The sequence below is a fragment of the Paenibacillus sp. BK033 genome, from assembly GCF_004345425.1.
GTDB lineage: Bacteria > Bacillota > Bacilli > Paenibacillales > Paenibacillaceae > Pristimantibacillus.
Genome location: NZ_SLVP01000015.1, coordinates 16,483 through 35,848 on the forward strand (window position 1 = coordinate 16,483; position 19,366 = coordinate 35,848).

The following is a 19,366-nucleotide window of genomic DNA, read 5'->3' on the forward strand; positions in this document are numbered from 1 at the left end:
GCTTTAATATCATGCCAATTAAAAATCAGCCCTTCACGGAACCCAGCATAATGCCTTGAATAAAAAATCTTTGAAGAAACGGATATACGCATACGATAGGCGCGATAGAGATCACCATGGCCGCTACCTGAAGCGAATAGCTGGTAACGCCCGCCGAGGCACTGTTCGCAACGGCAATGGCGTCCATCGGAGCGTTGCTCTTGTTGATGACCTCCATCATCCGGAAGGCAAGCGTCCGCAGACCTTCCGATTGCACGAAGTAAGCGGAATCAAGCCAAGAGTTCCACTGTCCAACTCCCAGGAATAACGACATCGTTGCAATGAGCGGCATGGAGACGGGAAGAATGATCCGGTAGAAAATAACGAGCTCGCTGGCGCCGTCCATATGAGCCGATTCCTTTAATTCGCCCGGAATCTCCTGAAAGAACGAAATGGCTATCAACAGGAAGAACGTACTCAGCATGGACGGAATCACATAGACCCCAAACGTGTTCAACAGTCCAACGGAGCGCAGAACGACGTAATACGGGATAAGGCCGCCGGAAAAGTACATCGCGAATATAATGACCGTGAAATAGCCTTTACGAAACAGCAGATCCCGGTGCGACAATCCGTAAGCGACCAAGCAGGTAAATAAGACGCCTAAGGCGGTTCCTGCAAGCGTTCTCATAATCGTGACCAAAAAAGCGCGGTACCAGTGGGGATCATCCAAAAACCTGACGTAATTCTCAACGGTAAAGGTTCTAGGCCACAGATAAACGCCTCCGAGAAGCGAATCGGTTCCTTTATTAAAGGAAAGAATCAGAACGTAATAAAACGGATAAAGCATCGTTAACGTAAGAATGGTTAATAACGCATAAATCAAGGCATCCATGATGCGGTCTTTTTGTTTCTGGCTGAGCTGCATGCCCGCTCCCCTTTCCTAGAATAGACTTGAGCCCGAAGAACGTTTGGCGATGAAATTGCTGGAGAAGATCAGAATGACGGAAATGACGGATTGAATCAAATCAATGGCAGCCGCATAGGAAAATCTTCCATCCCTTAAACCAACCTTAAACGCGTAGGTTTGCACGATCTCCGAGGTCGGATTGTTGATGCTGTTGCCGAACAGGAACGCCTGCTCGAAGTTGGAGCCGACTAACCCTCCGCCCAGAATGCTCCCGATGGTCAGAATAAGTACGACAACAATCGTTCCTTTCATTCCGGGGAACGTGATATGGCGTATTCGGGCCAAACGGCCAGCTCCGTCGATCTGCGCGGCCTCGTACAGCGACGGGTTGATCCCGGCAATTGCGGCCAGGAAGATGATTGTCCACCAGCCCATTTCCTTCCAAACGGCGCTTCCCGTCGCAAACCCCCAAAAGTAGCTGGGATTCGTTAATACGTCAATCGGTTTGTCTATCAAACCCAACCCTAGCAGCGCCTTATTAATCATCCCGACATCGGTTGACAGGAAGGCGAAAGCAATCCCCGCAACAACGACCCACGAGATGAAATGGGGCAAATAGCTGATGGTCTGGACAAACCGCTTAAATTTCAAATCTTTCACTTCGCTTAATAGAATCGCCAGCAATATGGGAGCCGGAAAAGCGAAGAAGACTTTTAGAAGACTTAGTGCCAGCGTATTGCGGACAATCGTTCCGAATTGGTAGTCGCCCACGAATTCCTTGAAATGCTTTAATCCCACCCAATCGCTCGTGAAAATGCCCTTAATCCCGGTAGAGATGGAATACTGCTTAAAGGCCATTAGAATGCCGAACATCGGCGTATAAGCGAAGACCAACAAAAAAATCATGCCGAGTCCGACGAACAGATGCAGCGTTTTTTGTTTTTTGAACCGCTTCCAAAATTGCGATCGTTGTTCTGTTTTTCCCGTATTTCCCGTTACCCGTGTATCCAACTCCATATCTGCTCCTCCTTTGTTCTCAGTTTACTCTTCCAGACAAAGCCGTCGAAAGCCAACATTCTTAAGAAAGCGTTGTCATTTTTGAAGATTGCCGCAATGCAAAAAGCCGTCCTGATTGGACGGCTTTTGTGTGTTGCGGCAGGGCTAAGAGAGGTAAGTACCTCAAGGCGCTCGCTTATTCGATAGGCATGCTCTAAGGGCGGAGCTCTTATTTCTTGGTCTTGTTGCCCTTCTTGTCGATGGATTCTTGATAAAGATCAGCGTACGTCTTTGAATCTTTAATCAAATCGTCGCAGAAAGCAGCTACGTCCTTGCCCGTCACTTCGAGCACGCCTTTCCCCCGTGCCGCTCCCTCTTCAAAAAGATCGACAATTCCGGAGAGCATCCCCGTCCCCTCGGTTAGCTCAACAGGGCCAACCTTAAAGAAATATTTTTGCATCTCTTTGTAAACGATCTGATAATCGTGGGGAAGCGCTTTTACCCGCGCCACATGCGCTCGCCACTCCTTTTTTCCTTGAATGATATCTTGTATTCTCATGTTTACCCTCCTAATAGCACGATGAGCTTAAGCTACTTGCCTAATTTTTTGGCAATCGTATGGTTGAGCTGCTGGCGCCACTTGTCTCGAAACGTTATTGCTCCTTCTTCGCCCGCCAGCGCTGAACAGAAGCCCTTAAGATCGTCCCCCAGCACCTCGTGGACTCGCTGACCGTCCGCCGCCGCTTCTTCAAGCAGTCCAAGCACGCCGTCCAGAATCGGCATCAGATTGCGGCCCGTCAAATCTGCGTGCGGCCAAAGATTGGCCTTGATTTTCTCCCATGCCGTTTGATAATCTGCCGGCAGCTTATTGGCCCGCGATTCAAAAGCCTTGAATTCTTTAGTCATGTCGCTGCCGGTGATTTTCTGCCAAAAATTCATTGCTCTCTCTCCTTTAACTCGTTAATTTTCGAGGATACGAACTCCCACTTTGCCCAGAACCTTCGCAGCTCCTCGCGCCCCGCATCGTTGATTGCGAAAAACTTTCGCGGCGGTCCCATGTCGGATGGTTTCTTGGTGATCTCCACCAGCTTATTCTTCTCGAGCCGAATCAGAATCGTATATACCGTTCCCTCTACAACATCCGTAAAGCCGAGGGCGTTTAGCTGCCTCGTAATTTCATAGCCGTAGGTTTCATTGCGGCTTATAATTTCAAGGACGCAGCCCTCGAGCACTCCTTTAAGCATTTCCGTTATGTTTTCCAGCACAATCACCTCTCGCTATTCCGTATGACTGGTATGCAGTATCACTTACTACAACTATAAAGTATCACTAAGTAGTTGGGTTGTCAATGGGCTTACAGCCGTCCATAAACAACATAAAGCCGCCCTCAGTGGACGGCTTCTCGCTTATTTGACGGCTTGCTGCTTCCACTGCTCGCGCAGTTGGAGCGTTTTTTTATTCCAAGCCTCGGTCTCGGGGATCAGATGCTTAATGTCATAGCCGTTGAAAACAATCTCGTTGATCATGTTGACCCAGTTGTACTCCGAGAAGCCGGGAATGGTAGCGCCCGGGAGGACCAGGACGTTGTCCTTGGTCATCTTGACGGCCTCGATATTGCGGCCCTGCCAGATTGGCGCCATGTCGATATAATCGGTCAGCTCCGGATCAATGACGGAAGCGTTGGCGCCTTCGTCGATCTTCCACTTCTGCGCTTCCAGCTCGAACTGGAAGCTGATCCATTCGTAGGCTTCCTCCTTATGCTGCGAACCGCTGAGCATGGCCAGCGGGCCGTAAATATGGAAGGAATACTGGTTCTGCTTCCCGCGCGGAAACGGGAGGATATCCCAGTTGAATTGCGCTTCCTTCTGCAAGCGCGGCAGCAGCCAATCCCCCCCGACCTCGAAGGCGGTTTTACCGTTCAGGAAACTACGCGCGACATCATGCTGTTCCTTGGCCTTGGACCAGGAAAGCATCGAACCGTCTTCCGTCACAAACTCGGTCAGCCAACGGATATCGTCCAGAACGGCCGGGGTATTCAACAGACTTTGCGTCATGCTCTCGTTCAAATAGGCCAGGTTCGGCGCATGCCCGTCGGCTGCCGCCTTGAGCGGAAGCAGCCGCATGACAAATTCATTGCTGGTCGTAAGTCCGTATTCGCCCAACGCGGGATCGGTCACCTGCTTGGCGATAGAGCGGAAGTCATCAAAGGTCCAGCTGTTTGGCGGCATCTCAACCCCATGCTTGGCCAATAAATCCTTATTAACGACGATCCACATCGGCACATCCACGAACGGCACGGCTAGTCTGCGCCCGCGGAAATCCATCGTATCGAAGTAGCCGTCCGGAAGCACCTTGTCTTGAAAGGAAGTGTCTTTATCCATATAGGGCTTGAGGTTTTCCAATAGTCCTTGCTGCTCGTAGGCAAGCAGGTCTCCGTCGATCCAGGCCAGATCGGCCGGGGTTCCGGCCTTCTGCAGCGCTTTGATTGTCGCGGTAATATCCTTCTCGTTTGCTTCCACCTTAACCGGTTCGATCGTAATCCAGGGATACTTCTCATGGAACATCTCGTACAGCTGCCGGTATCGGTCATCCGCCCAGGTAAGCAGCCTGAGCGTAACGGGAGCATGCTCCGGAGTCTTGGCGGAAGACTCTGGCGTACGGCCGGAGCATGCGCCAAGGACCAATACAAGCGTCAGGAGTAAACTTCCAATAACGTAACGTCTGTTATTCAATTGATACTCCTCCTTTTATAGCAGCATGCCATGGAACCGTACTCCCCTTTTATTCACTCAAAGGTCGAATCCAGCTCCTGGCCTTCTTTCAGTACAGGATGCTTTAACGTAATTTTTGTCCCGATGTCCGGTCCCGTCACAATCTTCAGCTTATAAGCCTCGCCAAAATACAGCTTCAGCCGGTCGTTCACGTTTCGCAGCCCTACGCCCCGGCGCGACGGCGAGAACTTGCTGCCTGCCGGCTCCTCCGCCTGCTCCAGCTGGTCGAGCACATGCTGCGGAATGCCTTTCCCATTATCGGCGATATCCATAACGATATCACCCTCTTCTTGCCTTGCGGCAATCATGATCTTCCCTTTGTCGAAGTTATCCCGCACGCTATGCTGGATCGCATTCTCTACAAGGGGCTGCAGCAGCAGCCGAAGGAACGGCAGCTCCAGCGTTTCCTCATCGCAGGCGTAGAGGATCCGCACGGTTTTGCCCATTCTAGCCTGCTCGATCGCCACGTACGCCTTCACCTGATCAAACTCCCGCTTCAGCGTGGTGATTTCTTTCCCTTGGTTAAGGCTGAGACGCAGCAGATTGCCAAGCGCCGACACCATTTCGCTTATGTCGCTCCGGCCGTGATTTTCCGCCTTCCACCGGATCGACTCCAGCGTATTGTACAGAAAATGCGGATTGATCTGATGGCTGAGTACCTGGAATTCCAGCGCCTTCTTGTTGCGCTCCGAACGCGCGGCCTCCTTCACAAGCCCGTCTATCCGGTGCACCATGCTGCCAACGCTCCGGAACAGCCAGCCTACCTCATCCTTGCGGGAGGACCATGGCGATAAATAATGGAGATTATCCGCTTCCAGCTTGCGCATCAGGCGGACAAGATGGGCAATCGGCTGCGTATAGGTTACGGTCAAATAAATAACGACGCTGAAGCAGCACAGCAAATACACGATCAGAAAAATAATAAGGACACGGTTAATCTCGTTCATGGCGCCGGTCAGCTCCTTCAGCGGAGTCAAGCTGACAATCGTCCACGGATGATTGGCCATCGCTACGTAGGTTGCCAGGTAGGTTTGTCCGCCGATGGTGATGGACTGCGAGCCGGCGTCGCTTTTTTTCATAGAATTGACGAAAGACTCCGAAGGAAACGGCTGACCGGTCCATTCATTGACGGCCGAATCATAATGCACAATGCCCTTGTCGTTCACGAGCAGCAGCTTCTGATCCTTGAGCTGATCCGAGGGGGAGAAATACCGCTCCAGAAAGTCGTCGGAAAGATCCGTTGCGATAAGTCCCCGCACTTTGGAATCGTACAATCCGGAGAACCGTTTCACGTAAGTGAGCAAAGGCTTTGCGTATTTCCCCTGCTTCGGCATGGTCAGATACCAGGTCGGCTCCACCGTTGCTTTGGAGCGCTGGAACCAATATTGGTCGCCAATCCGCACGGATTCATCGATAGACCGCATATACGAAGGGTACTTCGTTGGATTAATCGGATATACCTTTACCCGGAACGCATCTATAACCGGCGTGGCGTGATACAGGGCCGTCAGCATATTAACCGCGAACGATTCCTCATCCTGCTCGTTAACGGGCTCCTTGTATAGTAAGTCTTGAACGCTTTTATTGCCAATAACCTCGTTGACCTGTTCATTCAAATTATTTAAATAGATTTCGAAGTTCTTCTTCGCCTGAAGAAGATAGCTCATGGTCATCTTCGTATTCGTCTCGGATATCCCCTCAATCGACTTGATATGGGAATAGTAGGCGAAGAGCAGAAACGGGACAATGATAATAAGCAAGAAGATAAATATCATACGATTGCGGAAGGAGGACGCCAGCCGAAACGAAACTTTTCTCATACGGTTAACCTGCCTTTCTTGTAGGGACGAAAAGCTCCCTTTATTCACTATGCGCTTCTGCTATTCCTTCTTCCCAGTTCAAAACATTAACATTCCCCCTAAAAGTTTGCGTTTCCCTCATTGTGACGGCATGCCCGATTCTTTACACTAGTTCCGTAATGACTAACCTTCCATGAAAAGGAGAAAAGAGGAACCATCATGCCATCTTCCAAGCGCATTGTTCATGTCATCTCTCATACCCACTGGGACCGGGAATGGTATATGCCGTACGAAGCCCATCACGTCAAGCTGATCGAGACGATGGATACGCTGCTCCGGACCTTCGAATCCGATCCGGACTTTCGCAGCTTTTATCTCGACGGGCAGACGATTGTTCTCGACGATTATTTGCAGGTGTACCCGGAGAAACGGGAGCAAATCCAGAAGCTGTGCGATGAAGGCAAGCTCTCTCTTGGCCCCTGGTATATACTGCAGGACGAATTTCTGACGAGCAGCGAAGCGAATGTGCGCAATCTTCAGATCGGCCACCGCGACGCCGCGAAATTCGGGCCGATCTCGAAGCTTGGCTATTTCCCGGATTCCTTCGGCAATATGGGGCAGGCCGCGCAGCTTCTGAAGCAGGCCGGCATGGACACCGCTGTATTTGGCAGGGGCGTCAAAGCGACCGGATTCAATAACCGGGTAGATGACTCGGGACTGGAATCTCCGTTCTCCGAGCTGGTCTGGCAGTCGCCCGACGGCTCAGCCGTGCTGGGTATCCTGTTTGCCAACTGGTATAACAACGGCATGGAAATTCCGGTTGACCCGGATCAAGCAAAGCCTTATTGGGAGCATCGCCTCGCCCGTGCCGAGCAGTTCGCGTCCACCCGGCATTTGCTTCTGATGAACGGCTGCGACCATCAGCCGGTGCAGACCAATCTGTCCGAAGCGCTTCGCGTAGCACGGGAGCTGTTCCCGGATTACGAGTTTGTTCATTCGAACTTCGACGATTACGTGCAGGCGGTTGAGAGCGAGCGGCCGGTTACGCTTAGCGTCACGCGCGGCGAGCTCCGCGGCCAGCAGACCGACGGCTGGTACTCCCTCGTGAACACCGCTTCCGCCCGCGTCTATATCAAGCAGCTGAATCAGCAGAATCAGACGCTGCTCGAAAAGGTAGCCGAGCCTCTTGCCGCTGCGGCCCATCAGCTCGGCAAGCCTTATCCGCACGGCCTGATGCAGTATGCCTGGAAAACCTTGATGCAGAACCATCCGCATGACAGCATCTGCGGCTGCAGCGTGGATGAGGTATACGATGAGATGAAGACGCGTTTCGCCAAAAGCATGGAGGTTGGCAAACGGCTGACGGAAGAAAGCGTCCGGTTCATCGCCTCCAAGATGGATACCTCCTCGTTCGCGGCGCACAGCGCGGAAGCCGTGCCTTTTGCCGTCTTTCATACAAGCGGCTACGAAGGCTCCTCCGTCGTAACGCTGGAGCTGGAATTCTCTCACCGGTTCTTCGACCAAAGCGAGGATCCCGCAGCCATCGCCGCTGAGGTAAAAGCGCGTACGCATGGCGAAGGTTATCTCATCAACACAGAAGGCACAGCGATTTCGCATTCCGCGGAAGATCTGGGCGTACGCTTCGGCTACGAGCTGCCGAGCGATAAATTCCGTCAGCCTTATATGGCCCGCGCCATTCGTTTAACCTTTGAAGCGGTGAACTTGCCTCAGCTCGGATATAAGACGTTCGCCTGGATTCCAAGCCTTGACGGTGCCGCTGGCGGAAAGGCTGGTACGGATGAAGCGAAAACCCTCCTTCGCGGCGGCCGCGTGATCGAGAACCGCCACCTGAGGCTGACCGTGGAAGACGACGGAAGCTATTCCGTCTGTCACAAGACCAGCGGCCAGATTTTCAGCGGGCTTGGCATCTATGAAGACGTGGGCGATATCGGCAACGAATATATTTTCAAACAGCCGAATGGCGATAAAGCTATTACAACCAAAGGCCTCAAAGCGGCTATTCACATCATCGAGAATACTCCGTACCGCGCGTCCATCGAGATCATCCATTCGCTCGCCATCCCGGCAAGCGCTGACGAACGGTTAGCCAGAGAGGTCGGCGAGATGGTGGAATTCCGCAACCGGAAGGCCGGACGCTCCGCCGAGCTGGTCCCGCTCGTTATCGTCACCAAGCTTAGCCTGGACCGCAACGGCAAGGGCGTACGCGTCCATGCGACAATCAACAACGGATCCAAAGATCACCGGCTGCGGGTACTCTTGCCTTCCGATGCCATAGCCTCGACGCATTTTGCCGATTCGATCTTTGAAGTGGCCGAGCGCCAGACGGCACCGTCCGCGGTATGGGAGAACCCAAGCAACTGCCAGCATTTGCAGACGTTCATCGACGTTCACGATAAAGCGAGAGGGCTGACCGCTGCGGGCAAAGGCCTGAACGAATACGAAATCCTGCAGGATGGCCGGAATACGATTGCGCTGACGCTGCTCCGCTGCGTTGGCGAGCTGGGCGACTGGGGCGTATTCCATACTCCGGATGCGCAATGCCTTGGCTCTAATGTTGCCGAATGGATGATCATCCCTTACGGCGGCGAGAGCGAGCGCTTTGACGCCTACCGAGAAGCCTACCGTTTCCCTGTACCGCTGACGACCGTTGGCGTATGCTTGCAAGAAGGCGAGCTTCCTCACGCGGAGCAATTTCTCGCCTGGAACGGAGACGGCCTTGCCTTCTCCAGCCTGAAGATCAACGAGGAGCGCGGCGACCTGATGGCCCGCTGGTACAATCTGTCGGGTAATTCCGCAGTACTTGCCGTTCAGCCGAATTCGGCGGCGGAAACCTACTTAAGCAACATTATGGAAGACGCCGCGAGCGAGCCGGAGGGCGGCAGCATTCCGGTGGAAGGCTATAAAATCGTAACGGTCGGCATCAAGTTGTAAGCCTTGTCTAGATACGGCAAAAGGCAGTTCCAAAGGGAAAGCGTTATTCACCTTGGATACTGCCTTTATGCGTTACTCGTCTATAATGCCGCGCTGCCTGCGGTATTCCTTGGGCGTGCAGCCAACCTGCTTCTTGAACAGCTTCGAGAAATGAACCGGGTCTTTATAGCCCACCTGATAAGAGATTTGGTACACCTTGTACTGGATGTCGCCAAGCATCTCCTTCGCCTTCTCGATCCGGATATCGGTCAAATATTCAAGGAACGTCTGCCGTTTCTCTTTCTTGAACAGCTTGCTGAGCCATACGGGAGTAACATGCACGGCGCTTGCCACGCTTTGCAGCGTTAAGCTCTCCGCGTAATCCCGCTGCAATATTTTCTCCGCCTCCGATATAATCTGGCTTGGCGTAGCGGAGAGACTCCGGAAATCGGCGGCGATTTCCTTCAAGCATCGTTCGGCCTGCTCCCTGAGCGACTGCAGCGTATCGTATTGCTCCAGCCGCTCCCAGAGCGCAATCGGATTGCTGCCCCATTTTTTATTCGGAATACCGGCCGCGGCGGCTTTCCTGACAATCTCGAACAGCCATTCGAAAATATGCTGCTGAATATCCCGAAGCTGCGTGAGCTGCCATGCCTGCACCATTAATTCGAACCGTTCCATGGCCGCGGTTATATCCTCGTCGGATCCGAACTTGACCAGATCCAGCACTTCTTCCGGCTCTGCCAGCTTTAGATCGGCATGCTCGTTTTCTTCGAAACCGCCTTGCAGCGTAAACACGCGGTTCCCTCCATAGACGGCCTTCTGCTCCAGAACGCTAAGCGCTTCCGTATACATCTCGTGCAGATTCTCGAAGGTGCATGGGTTGGTCCGGAGTCCAACGCTTGCCTTCACCTTCACAAAATCATTAATCCGCTTGATGCACAGATGCGCGATTCCGCTGGTCAGCTCAGCCTGCTCCGAACGCAGGCAGCTTAACAGAACAAGCCATCTGCCCGAGCTGTCCATGCAGATCGCGTAAGGATAAGGATAATCCTCCTCCAGCGTCTGATTCACGACATTGCCGATCCCGAACAAAATCAGGTCCTTCTCCTGGCCGCGCCGATTCTCAATGGCTTTCAGATCATCGGCGACAATGACCATAACCGTCATATGATCGACAGTCATCCATTCCATGTTTAACGTGGTCAGCCGGTGACGCCGTCTTGTTTCCTTATACGGGTCATGCTCCTGCTCCACCATCTCCCGAAGCAGCTCTTCGCGCATTTTCGGAATCGCAAACTTCACCTGGTTGATCAACTGCTGCTCATTATGCTGCTCGAGCCGCTTCCGCTGAATATTCTCGACCGCTTTGCGGACAATTTGCTCCAGCTCGCTTATATTGATGGGTTTAAGAATATAATCGATCGCTCCGGTCTTCATCGCCTGCTTCACCAGATCAAAATCATCGTAACCGCTCACCACAACGGCTTCCGGATGATAATCCTTTACCGGCTCCAAGGCGTTTAAAAATTCCAGCCCGGACATGCGGTTCATTTTCACATCCGTTACAACGAGGTCCGGACGTTCATCCTTCGCCAGCATCAGCGCCGTATCGCCGTCATCGGCGACCAGCACCTCTTCAATGCCGTACGTGCTCCACGGAAAGCGGTTACGTAAACCTTCGCGAATCTCGAACTCGTCATCTACGATTAATACACGCAGCATCCGCTCAACCCTTCCCCATGATCGATGTTGCAATGCGACCATTATATCCTGCTTGGCTGTATAAGCCTACCTCCATACTAAACGACCCGATTTTGGATTGCACGGGGGTAAAAGCAAACTTTATGGGGTTGTATTAAATTGTTGAGCATCGCTGGCTGCGTGTACCGGTCTTACTATCCAATGACGAGAAACGGCTCCAGCTCTTTGAAAAGCTTCTTGTAGTTCACGTCATCCGGGATGACAAGCGTTAACGGCTCGTTCAGCTTCAGGACAAACAAGCCAAGAATCGATTTGGCGTCGGCCATCCCGCTTTTGCCGTGAATCCAGATATCGAAGTCGTAACGGGATACGATATGGTTGATTTGTTCAATGTCCTTCACGTCTCTTACTTTAATCGGCGTGATCATCGGGCAAGCTCCTTCCGGCATCCAATTTTTTCTTATTAGTTGTTTGCCGGCAGACATTGCTTTATGCGTACAGGCATAACATGTATTGGACAGGTAAGTTTGAAAGGAGGGGGCTGGCATGGCTTGGCGTGAACTCGTACCAAACGATGCAAGAAAAACATTCGAAACACTCATCGACCGTAAGAAAAAGTGGGAAACGTACAAATCAAGAGCCGCTTTTTGCGCACTGCTATGCTTGTTTTGTTTTTTAATGTTTGGCATTGTCTACTTCCGCAATAACGGCACCATTCACGGCAGCTTTGCAAGTTTGTATGAGAGCATTATGAACAGTTCCTTCCTTATCTTCCTGCTCGCCGTCTTTATCGTCAGCTTTGTTTACTTGTATTGGCTGGCCAAGGAGATCGATAAAGCGAAGAAAAAATATGAGACGCTGCGGATGGAAACCGTGGATAAATTCGATACAACCTGGCTGAAGAGCATCAACTTCGAGACAAGAAGCGAAATCTCCATCGAGATGAACAGCTACGATATTAATATCGATTATAAAGGTTAAATACAATCCCCCTGTTGCTTGCGGCAGGGGGATTGTTGCAGGGTTATTCGGATAAATCGGAGTACCAGTCCTCATAGTCATGGCCAATGTCGGCTTTTAGATAATAAAGCATGTGCAGCTTCTCATCCAGATCAAAAGAAGAATAGATGCTCCTTCCCGCAACAGTGATCATTTCTTGATACACCTTATAAAATAAACGCCACATCTCTTCCAGATCGGTTTGCCATCCTCGGTCAATAACGGAGAGAGCCTTTTGGCAACCCTAAAGTGGAATCGCTGGCTCCGGTTCCTTGTTCGTAATTCTCAAGATGTCCGCGTCAAACTTCTTATATAAATCTGCAATTTGCTGCAAGGTCAACAACATTTCAATATCGATAACTTCATCTATCGGGTTATAACTTACAGTGAACGAATGACCTTTCTCGCAAATCAAATGGACAAACTCCGCAACCTCATTAGCCGTATCCTGAAGGTATTTGGGACTGTATCTGGCTTGTTTGATTGCCACTTTATCGCCAAGCTTCACTTTTAGCTCCTTAAAGTAGTCTTTTATTTCTGCGGAATCCAACTGGTAGACCATATAGACCAGCTTTAGATTATCGTTATCGAAATAACTTACCGCTTGAGAAAAGAATCTCTCCTCAGCAGCTGCATCAGGAAAATACCTATGATAGATTTCCTCCTGGACGGGTATAACCTCTTTTTGGAAGGCTAGAACAGGGTCGTCTTTGTAAACTGCTTTCTTTGGAGATTCCGCCATAACGTTGCTGCAAGCCGTAAAAATCAGTACTCCAAGCAATATGAGTGTAAGTCTTAAACAGTTCACGATCTGCCTCCCCTTAACTCATTCAGATTAGTTGAAAATAGAGACGGTTGATAAGGGAGATTTGTTTCTTGTCCGCATTAAAAATAAAAAGACGTACGGGCGCCCCCATACGTCTTTTTTGCATTATTTCCCCGGCACCCCAAAGTCAGGCGTTCCGTCTTCCTTCCAAGTGAATGCTTGGATGCGGGCATGGCGGTTAGGATCGGAGAGCGGACTGCCGATAAGCTCTTTATAAGGCCTCGCATGATACACGATAAGATCGGTCGAGCCGTCCTCGCTTACGGTAAAGCTGTTATGCCCCGGTCCGTAATTTTCCGTTTCCTCGTTGGTCTCGAACACAGGCTCGGGATGCTTGATCCAGCTGTCCGGGTTGAGCAAATCCGCTTCCAAAGAAGCTTCCAATAAGCCCATGCAATACCGGTGATCGGTCGCGCTAGCGGAATAAGCTACGAAAATCCGCCCGTGGCGCAGCAAGACGGCCGGTCCCTCATTCACCCGGTAGCCTTGAATCTCCCAGTCGTATTCCGGCGTGGAGATTAACACTTGCGGACCTATAATCGTCCAGGGATTAGCCAGCTTGGCTATGTACAGATTGCTGTCGGATTCTTTATATTGCGCCCAGATCAGATAGCGTTCTCCGTTATGCTGGAACGTTGTCGCATCCAGGGAGAAGCTTTCGAAGTCGAGCTCGATTTTGCCTTTTTCCACCCATGTGCCCGTAATCGGATCTTCATCGCCGCACTCCAGCGCATACGGTCGAATCGCCCATTGATCCTCTGCCGTCCCCGCTGCGAAATAGATATACCATTTGCCGTCGATCGAATGCAGCTCGGGCGCCCAAATATGGCTGCCCATCTCGCCTGTTTCATGCTTCCGCCAAATGACGGTTTCCTCTGCGTGAGCAAGCTCCTCCAGCGTAGCGGCTTTGCGCAGCACAAGCCGGTCATACTCCGGTACCGAAGCGGTAAAATAGTAGAAGCCATCCGTATGCTTAAGCACATAAGGATCCGCCCGGTTTACAATCCAAGGTTTGAGATAATTGCCAGTGCCAGTATCCATCATGAATTCGTCACCTCGAGGAATGAAGTTTTTACTCCGTATGCCTGGGTACTATTATAACGGAAAACCATCTGTTGCCTCTAACCTATTCCAAACAGCCAATACCTCCACTCATCAATGGTATGAAAAAAGCCGAATCACAAAGGATCCGGCTTTTCGCGTTATTTAATAAGGCTGCCGGCTATTCCCCCCAAGCAGCAAGCTCCAGCTCGAATTCATTAGCGAAATCGGGGCTGATCGGAGTAACCCGCACGTTGACGTCGGCCTCCCAGATGTTGTCCGTCGGGATATCGGCAGAGGCTCCCTCAAAGACGTAATGTCCCTTCGCCTGCTGCCGAATTGGCTCTAGCTTCACCTTCCAGATGCCGCGATGGCCATCGGAGCCAACCGCTTCCACGCGAACATCCTCATGCCATATGTCGCCTAGCTGAATCTCGGCGCGGAAACGGTTTACCCCGTTTCCGTTGCCATTGTCTTCTTGAATATTCACGTTCCTGACCTGAACGCCCGACCACTTGCTGCGGATGAATCGCTTGTAAGCCGCTACTCTTGACGCAACCTCGAAGTTGTCCGCGGCGTACCGCTTTCCTCTCAAGCTCGTTGGCACGTACATCTTGTTCCAGTAATCGGTTACCATTCTGTGGGTGTTGTAGACCGGCGCAAGCGAGCAGATCGATTCCTTCATCAGGTTGACCCATTCCACGGGGACATTCCGATCCTCCCGCTTGTAATACAGCGGAATAATCTCTTCCTCGAGCAGCCGGTAAAGCGCTTCGGTGTCCTGCTTTGCCTGCAGCCACGGGTCGCCATCGACCGTACTCTCGATTGCCCAGCCGTTTCGCCCGTTGTAGCCCTCCACCCACCAGCCGTCCAGCACGCTGCAGTTAAGCACGCCATTCAAGGCAGCCTTTTGCCCGCTTGTGCCGCTGGCTTCCATTGGCTTCAGCGGGGTATTGAGCCATACGTCCACGCCTTGAACGAGCAGCTTTGCTTTATCCATCGCGTAGTTCTCAATCATGAACACACGGTTTTTGAACCTTTCATCCTGGGAAAGCTCTACAATTTTGCGGATCAAATCCTGCCCCGGTCCGTCCGAGGGATGCGCCTTGCCTGCGAACACAAGAACCACCGGACGATCCGGATTGCCAAGGATCCGCGCGATCCGCTCCGCGTCGTTGAAGATAAGGAGCGCCCGCTTATACGTCGCGAACCGTCTGGCAAAACCGATGATGAGCGGAACACCGTCCGAAGGGGCGATCGGCAGTCCGAAAGCTTGCAGCATCTTGGCTTTCGCCCGTTGATGCTCCTCCCACAACTCGATGCTCGGAATTTCCCGAACCGCTGCCCATGCTTCCGGCTCCGCTGCTTGCAGGGACCAGTCGGACGGGAGATATCGGTCGAACAGTTCTTTCAGGCCAGCGGCCAGCCATGTCCCCGTGTGGATGCCGTTCGTGACCGAATCGACGGGGATATCCTTTGCCGGAATATACGGCATCCACCTGTGGAACATTTCCCGGGTCACTTCACCGTGCAGCTTGCTTACCCCGTTTACTTTCGAGGACGCGCTGACGGCAAGGCGCGTCATGTTGAACACGCCGTTCATGCGGCCAAGCGCTAACACCCGATCCCTATCCGCTCCCAGCTGCCAGTAGAAATCGCCAAAAAAACGGTCCATCATCTCAACGGAGAACACGTCGTGCCCCGCCGGAACCGGCGTATGCGTCGTGAAGACGGTGCTTGCCTTAACGGCTTCAAGCGCCGTCTCGAAAGGCACGCCTTCGGCGGACAGCATGCGGATGCGTTCCAGGGCAAGAAAAGCGCAATGCCCTTCGTTCATATGCCACACTTCTGGCTGAATACCCAGCGCGGCAAGCAATCTCGTGCCGCCGATGCCGAGGAGAATCTCCTGGCTGATGCGAATATCTTGCGCCCCGGGATACAACGTGTCAGTTAAGCGGCGCTCCGCCTCGCCGTTTGATTCAACGTCGGTATTGAGCAGGTACAGAGTGACAGAGCCTACCTGCACGGAGAACGCTTTCGCATAAACCTTTCTGCCTTCCAGCGGAACCTCGATAATAACAGGATGACCATTGCCGTCCCGCACGAGTTCAACCGGATAAACACTCGCCTCCAGATCGACCTCGGGATACCAATGGTGCTGCGAGCCGCCCTCGTCAATATGCTGCTGGAAATAGCCTTTACCGTAAAATATGCCTACGCCCGTAAGCGGAATATTCAAGTCTGCTGCCGCCTTGATATGGTCGCCAGCCAATATGCCAAGGCCACCCGAATAAATCGGTAGGGATTCATCAAGTCCAAACTCCGCCGAGAAATACGCAATCTTGCTGTTTTGCATGTTTCCACCTCGTTTTTCGCCAATTTGCGCCATGAAAGCGCCACAAAAACTTGATGCCTTACTACTATATGCCGATTTATGGTACTCGTGCCTATACATTTTGTTGAGAGCAGCGCAACAAAAAAGCAGCCAATCATTCAGATTAGCCGCTCCGGGGAATAAAGGTTATGTCAACGTCTTGCTCATAATAAAATCAATCTGCTCCTCATCGCCCATATAAAACGAGTGGGCCCCCGTCTGAACGAATCCCGCCTTCCGGTAAAACGCAATGGCGCTTTCGTTCCTCTCCCAAACCCCTAGCCAGATCTTTTTTTTGTGATGACCGATAGCGATTTCCAATGCCTTGTCAAAAAGATGCTTGCCCAGCCCTTGTCTCTGGAAGCCGGAACGAATATAGATCCTTTCGATCTCAAGCGCTTCTTCCCCCATCTTTTCCGTTTGGGCATCATCTACGTTTACCTTTAAATAACCGGCAGCTTCTTCATCGCAAACAATGAAATAAAATTCCGAAGACGGATTGGACCATTCCTCTTCCAGCTTCTCCGCGTTAAAGGCCCGTTCCAAATAAGCCTTCATTTGATCAGGCGAATTCTGGTCCTTGAATGTATCATAGAAGGTTTCAATGCTTATCTGTTGAAGTAACGGCAGATCTTCACGGTCGCATTTATGAATGGTGACAGTCATTTGAGCATGGCTCCTTTAAGGATGAAGGCCTATTACAGCCCTTTTGTTATCCTAAATATTATCGAAATTTTGTTGCATTTGCAACAAAATTGGAGCCTGATCCGACTCTCATCCATGGCTGCCTACTTTCCGCCCGCCAATCCATGACTTTGACCAGAAGTACATGCCCATGCCGAATAAGGTGATCATGCCGCCTGCAAGCTGAAATAAAGAAATATTTTCTCCCAGCAGCAGATACGCGAGAATAATGGCAAGTACCGGCTCTCCGATAATACCTACCGAGACGGTAGTCGCCCCGATGGATTTTAACAGCACATTAAATAACAATTGCCCAAAAATAGTCGGGATAATCGATAGCAGCAAGAAGTAAATCCAATCGGACGGGTTATAATCCGTGAAAGAGCAGCCGTTCAGCAAATTATGGATAAGCAGCACGATGCCGCCGATGAAAAACACGATAATGCTGTAGACATTGGCATTGATTTTGCTGCTTACTTTCTGCCCCGCCAGCAAGTAGCCGGACACGGCTAGCGTGCCGATTAACGATAAACCGTCTCCAAGCAACGCTTCTTTCGATACGCCTATATCGCCCCAAGCGATGAGGATCGAACCGCAGAGAGCCGCAATCAAGCAAGATACCGTAAGTACGTTAGCCATCTCCTTAAACAATAAGTATGAACCGATCATAACAAACAGCGGCTGTAAAGCCAGGATGACCATGGAACTTGCGACCGAGGTATGCACCAGGGATTCCATCCAGAACAAAAAGTGAAGACCCAATAATAAGCCAGCCAGGATCACGATACTCCAATCTTTCTTGTTCAGCTTTATGGATCGAAGCTGCCTCCATGGCACAAAAGGCAGCATGATGACAACGGTAATAAACAAGCGGTACATCCCCGCCACGGAGGTTGGCGTATCCGAAAATTTGATTAAGATTGAGGATACCGAAACAGACAAAATACTGATAAATAACAAAATAAACGGATGGGAAGGCAAAGAAGATTTCGATAATTTACGCATGGTTCCTCCAAGCAGATAGACAATAACCCGTGCACGGGAATTGTAAGGGTAAGCCTAAGCTGGATATAATAATATCATCGCGGTTGTTTATTTAGTGTAATAATATCCTTCATTTATATCGAAATATCGTCAACTAAGGAGCATAGCTATGGGGAAACAACTGTACGAGGCGATACGATTTCCGGATGAGACCTTTCCGTACATCATGTATACGCATACGATCCACCGCTCGATTCCCGAAGGCAGGGGTTTTAACGATCTGCACTGGCATGAAGAATTGCAAATCACGTTAGCGACCAAAGGGAATTTAACGATCCAGATTAACGGAATCGACTATCATTTACGTACGGGCCAGGCAATTTTTATCAACAAAAGCGTCCTTCACGTCGTGACTCACCTGACCGCCGAAGGCGAGTACGTCAGCTTTAACTTCCCGGAGAAACTGCTTGCCTTCTATTCCGATAGCGCCATGGAAAAAAACTACGTCCTTCCTTTTACCAACTCTTATCTGTTATCCTTCGAGATTAAAGGCGATACGGAGTGGCAAAAGCAAATTCTGCACATTCTCTGGGCCATGAAAACGGAATTCGAGATCAAAAAAAGCTGGGGATGGCAGTATGGGATATCGATCAGAACCGTTCAGTTATGGTTGATTCTCATCTCGAATATATCGCTGCCGTCGGAAGCATCCTCCAAGCGTAACCGGCTGAAGCAAGAGAGGCTCCAGCTCATGCTTAGCTTTATTCATCAGAACTATTCCAACCCGATAACGTTGAAAGAGATTGCCGATGCCGCGCATTTAAGCGTGTCGGAGTGTACGCGCAGCTTTAAAACCAGCATTCATATGACTCCTTACTCGTACCTCATGAAGTACCGGATTAACAAAAGCTGCGAGCTGCTGCAGTCGACGGAATATACGATAACCGAAATCGCCAGCAAAGTTGGCTTCAATCATGTGAACCATTATATCCAGGCCTTCAAAAAGGATCGCGAGCTTACGCCTAAAGAATTCCGTAAAAACAGAACGGAGTAGCAAAGCATAATAAAACCGCCAAGCCTTGGCGGTTTTTCCTTGTCTATTTGTCCTGCAAAGTCAGGTAAGCCAATTCCGCTTCGGTAAAACGAATCTCATCGGCTTTTAAGGAATCCTCCAGCTGCTCACGGTAATGCCTTTCTCCGCCGCGAGTGTACGGATGCGATCCCATTTATTCCGGTTGATCTCTCAATAAACAATCATCACAGACCTCCATCTCCACTTCACCCCATGTAGGGAGGCCAGCTGCTCCCAATCGTTTATTAACGTATTGTTAAGTTTATAAAAAAAGGTAAGTAGTGTTGCAACCTTTC

Annotated in this window: 19 protein-coding genes; 3 read left to right on the plus strand and 16 right to left on the minus strand. The window is 50.9% G+C overall.

Features of this window, described 5'->3' with window-relative positions; translation table 11 throughout:
* Nucleotides 1–25: 25 nt before the first annotated feature.
* The 7 genes from EV294_RS28080 to EV294_RS28110 all read right to left on the minus strand — a co-directional run bounded on the left by EV294_RS28080 (nucleotide 26) and on the right by EV294_RS28110 (nucleotide 6,476).
* A complete protein-coding gene (locus tag EV294_RS28080) occupies nucleotides 26–907 on the minus strand; it encodes a carbohydrate ABC transporter permease (RefSeq protein ID WP_132313042.1) in 882 nt (293 codons plus the stop codon).
* 15 nt (nucleotides 908–922) lie between these two features.
* Nucleotides 923–1,906, minus strand: a complete 984-nt coding sequence (locus EV294_RS28085; RefSeq protein ID WP_132313044.1) for an ABC transporter permease — start codon at nucleotides 1,904–1,906, stop codon at nucleotides 923–925.
* A 208-nt stretch (nucleotides 1,907–2,114) separates the two neighbouring features.
* On the minus strand, nucleotides 2,115–2,444 hold the full coding sequence (locus tag EV294_RS28090) for a DUF1048 domain-containing protein (RefSeq protein WP_132313046.1): 330 nt from the start codon (nucleotides 2,442–2,444) through the stop codon (nucleotides 2,115–2,117).
* A 32-nt stretch (nucleotides 2,445–2,476) separates the two neighbouring features.
* Nucleotides 2,477–2,824, minus strand: coding sequence for a DUF1048 domain-containing protein (locus EV294_RS28095; RefSeq protein ID WP_132313048.1), 348 nt, complete (start codon nucleotides 2,822–2,824; stop codon nucleotides 2,477–2,479).
* The gene (locus EV294_RS28100; protein ID WP_279513621.1) at nucleotides 2,821–3,129 is read right to left on the minus strand and encodes a PadR family transcriptional regulator; all 309 of its coding nucleotides are present in this window, start codon (nucleotides 3,127–3,129) and stop codon (nucleotides 2,821–2,823) included. Before EV294_RS28100 ends, EV294_RS28095 begins: the two co-directional genes overlap by 4 nt.
* Before the next feature lie 162 nt (nucleotides 3,130–3,291).
* Entirely contained in the window at nucleotides 3,292–4,617 is a 1,326-nt protein-coding gene (locus EV294_RS28105) for an ABC transporter substrate-binding protein (RefSeq protein WP_132313052.1), read from the minus strand.
* A 53-nt stretch (nucleotides 4,618–4,670) separates the two neighbouring features.
* Nucleotides 4,671–6,476, minus strand: coding sequence for a sensor histidine kinase (locus tag EV294_RS28110; protein ID WP_132313054.1), 1,806 nt, complete (start codon nucleotides 6,474–6,476; stop codon nucleotides 4,671–4,673).
* A 198-nt stretch (nucleotides 6,477–6,674) separates the two neighbouring features.
* On the opposite strand from EV294_RS28110, the gene EV294_RS28115 reads away from it, so the two are divergent.
* Nucleotides 6,675–9,407, plus strand: coding sequence for an alpha-mannosidase (locus EV294_RS28115; protein ID WP_132313056.1), 2,733 nt, complete (start codon nucleotides 6,675–6,677; stop codon nucleotides 9,405–9,407).
* A 72-nt stretch (nucleotides 9,408–9,479) separates the two neighbouring features.
* On the opposite strand, the gene EV294_RS28120 is transcribed toward EV294_RS28115, so the two are convergent.
* Entirely contained in the window at nucleotides 9,480–11,111 is a 1,632-nt protein-coding gene (locus tag EV294_RS28120) for a response regulator (RefSeq protein ID WP_132313058.1), read from the minus strand.
* A 173-nt stretch (nucleotides 11,112–11,284) separates the two neighbouring features.
* A complete protein-coding gene (locus EV294_RS28125; protein ID WP_015842777.1) occupies nucleotides 11,285–11,518 on the minus strand; it encodes an HPr family phosphocarrier protein in 234 nt (77 codons plus the stop codon).
* Between the two features lie 118 nt (nucleotides 11,519–11,636).
* Here EV294_RS28125 and EV294_RS28130 point away from each other — a divergent pair, with 118 nt between their 5' ends.
* Entirely contained in the window at nucleotides 11,637–12,071 is a 435-nt protein-coding gene (locus tag EV294_RS28130; RefSeq protein WP_132313060.1) for a DUF2663 family protein, read from the plus strand.
* Between the two features lie 43 nt (nucleotides 12,072–12,114).
* On the opposite strand, the gene EV294_RS30965 is transcribed toward EV294_RS28130, so the two are convergent.
* From EV294_RS30965 to EV294_RS28155, 6 genes are all read right to left on the minus strand, one after another.
* On the minus strand, nucleotides 12,115–12,243 hold the full coding sequence (locus EV294_RS30965) for a hypothetical protein (RefSeq protein ID WP_279513619.1): 129 nt from the start codon (nucleotides 12,241–12,243) through the stop codon (nucleotides 12,115–12,117).
* Between the two features lie 90 nt (nucleotides 12,244–12,333).
* Nucleotides 12,334–12,897, minus strand: a complete 564-nt coding sequence (locus EV294_RS28135) for a hypothetical protein (RefSeq protein WP_132313062.1) — start codon at nucleotides 12,895–12,897, stop codon at nucleotides 12,334–12,336.
* Between the two features lie 123 nt (nucleotides 12,898–13,020).
* A complete protein-coding gene (locus tag EV294_RS28140; protein ID WP_132313064.1) occupies nucleotides 13,021–13,959 on the minus strand; it encodes a glycoside hydrolase family 43 protein in 939 nt (312 codons plus the stop codon).
* 178 nt (nucleotides 13,960–14,137) lie between these two features.
* The gene (gene glgP, locus EV294_RS28145) at nucleotides 14,138–16,312 is read right to left on the minus strand and encodes an alpha-glucan family phosphorylase (protein WP_132313066.1); all 2,175 of its coding nucleotides are present in this window, start codon (nucleotides 16,310–16,312) and stop codon (nucleotides 14,138–14,140) included.
* Nucleotides 16,313–16,477: 165 nt separating this feature from the next.
* Nucleotides 16,478–16,996 carry a spermidine/spermine N(1)-acetyltransferase gene (gene paiA, locus EV294_RS28150; protein WP_132313068.1) on the minus strand — a complete coding sequence of 173 codons (519 nt, stop codon included), beginning with the start codon at nucleotides 16,994–16,996 and terminating at the stop codon, nucleotides 16,478–16,480.
* A gap of 108 nt (nucleotides 16,997–17,104) precedes the next feature.
* Complete coding sequence (locus tag EV294_RS28155; RefSeq protein WP_132313070.1) at nucleotides 17,105–18,019, minus strand: DMT family transporter; 915 nt, start codon at nucleotides 18,017–18,019, stop codon at nucleotides 17,105–17,107.
* Between the two features lie 148 nt (nucleotides 18,020–18,167).
* On the opposite strand from EV294_RS28155, the gene EV294_RS28160 reads away from it, so the two are divergent.
* Nucleotides 18,168–19,052: an AraC family transcriptional regulator gene (locus tag EV294_RS28160; RefSeq protein WP_132313072.1), complete on the plus strand. Its 885-nt coding sequence runs from the start codon at nucleotides 18,168–18,170 to the stop codon at nucleotides 19,050–19,052.
* Between the two features lie 43 nt (nucleotides 19,053–19,095).
* Here EV294_RS28160 and EV294_RS30970 read toward each other — a convergent pair whose 3' ends face one another.
* Entirely contained in the window at nucleotides 19,096–19,224 is a 129-nt protein-coding gene (locus EV294_RS30970) for a hypothetical protein (protein ID WP_279513620.1), read from the minus strand.
* Nucleotides 19,225–19,366: the final 142 nt, after the last annotated feature.

Bases quoted from the DNA above. Each gene is read 5' to 3' on its own strand.
- EV294_RS28110 (WP_132313054.1), bottom strand. From the start codon at position 6,476: ATGAGAAAAGTTTCGTTTCGGCTGGCGTCCTCCTTCCGCAATCGTATG.
- EV294_RS30970 (WP_279513620.1), bottom strand. From the start codon at position 19,224: ATGGGATCGCATCCGTACACTCGCGGCGGAGAAAGGCATTACCGTGAG.
- EV294_RS28140 (WP_132313064.1), bottom strand. From the start codon at position 13,959: ATGATGGATACTGGCACTGGCAATTATCTCAAACCTTGGATTGTAAAC.
- EV294_RS28125 (WP_015842777.1), bottom strand. From the start codon at position 11,518: ATGATCACGCCGATTAAAGTAAGAGACGTGAAGGACATTGAACAAATC.
- glgP (WP_132313066.1), bottom strand. From the start codon at position 16,312: ATGCAAAACAGCAAGATTGCGTATTTCTCGGCGGAGTTTGGACTTGAT.
- EV294_RS28130 (WP_132313060.1), top strand. From the start codon at position 11,637: ATGGCTTGGCGTGAACTCGTACCAAACGATGCAAGAAAAACATTCGAA.
- EV294_RS28155 (WP_132313070.1), bottom strand. From the start codon at position 18,019: ATGCGTAAATTATCGAAATCTTCTTTGCCTTCCCATCCGTTTATTTTG.
- EV294_RS28080 (WP_132313042.1), bottom strand. From the start codon at position 907: ATGCAGCTCAGCCAGAAACAAAAAGACCGCATCATGGATGCCTTGATT.
- EV294_RS30965 (WP_279513619.1), bottom strand. From the start codon at position 12,243: ATGATCACTGTTGCGGGAAGGAGCATCTATTCTTCTTTTGATCTGGAT.
- paiA (WP_132313068.1), bottom strand. From the start codon at position 16,996: ATGACTGTCACCATTCATAAATGCGACCGTGAAGATCTGCCGTTACTT.
- EV294_RS28085 (WP_132313044.1), bottom strand. From the start codon at position 1,906: ATGGAGTTGGATACACGGGTAACGGGAAATACGGGAAAAACAGAACAA.
- EV294_RS28115 (WP_132313056.1), top strand. From the start codon at position 6,675: ATGCCATCTTCCAAGCGCATTGTTCATGTCATCTCTCATACCCACTGG.
- EV294_RS28160 (WP_132313072.1), top strand. From the start codon at position 18,168: ATGGGGAAACAACTGTACGAGGCGATACGATTTCCGGATGAGACCTTT.
- EV294_RS28095 (WP_132313048.1), bottom strand. From the start codon at position 2,824: ATGAATTTTTGGCAGAAAATCACCGGCAGCGACATGACTAAAGAATTC.
- EV294_RS28120 (WP_132313058.1), bottom strand. From the start codon at position 11,111: ATGCTGCGTGTATTAATCGTAGATGACGAGTTCGAGATTCGCGAAGGT.
- EV294_RS28100 (WP_279513621.1), bottom strand. From the start codon at position 3,129: ATGCTTAAAGGAGTGCTCGAGGGCTGCGTCCTTGAAATTATAAGCCGC.
- EV294_RS28090 (WP_132313046.1), bottom strand. From the start codon at position 2,444: ATGAGAATACAAGATATCATTCAAGGAAAAAAGGAGTGGCGAGCGCAT.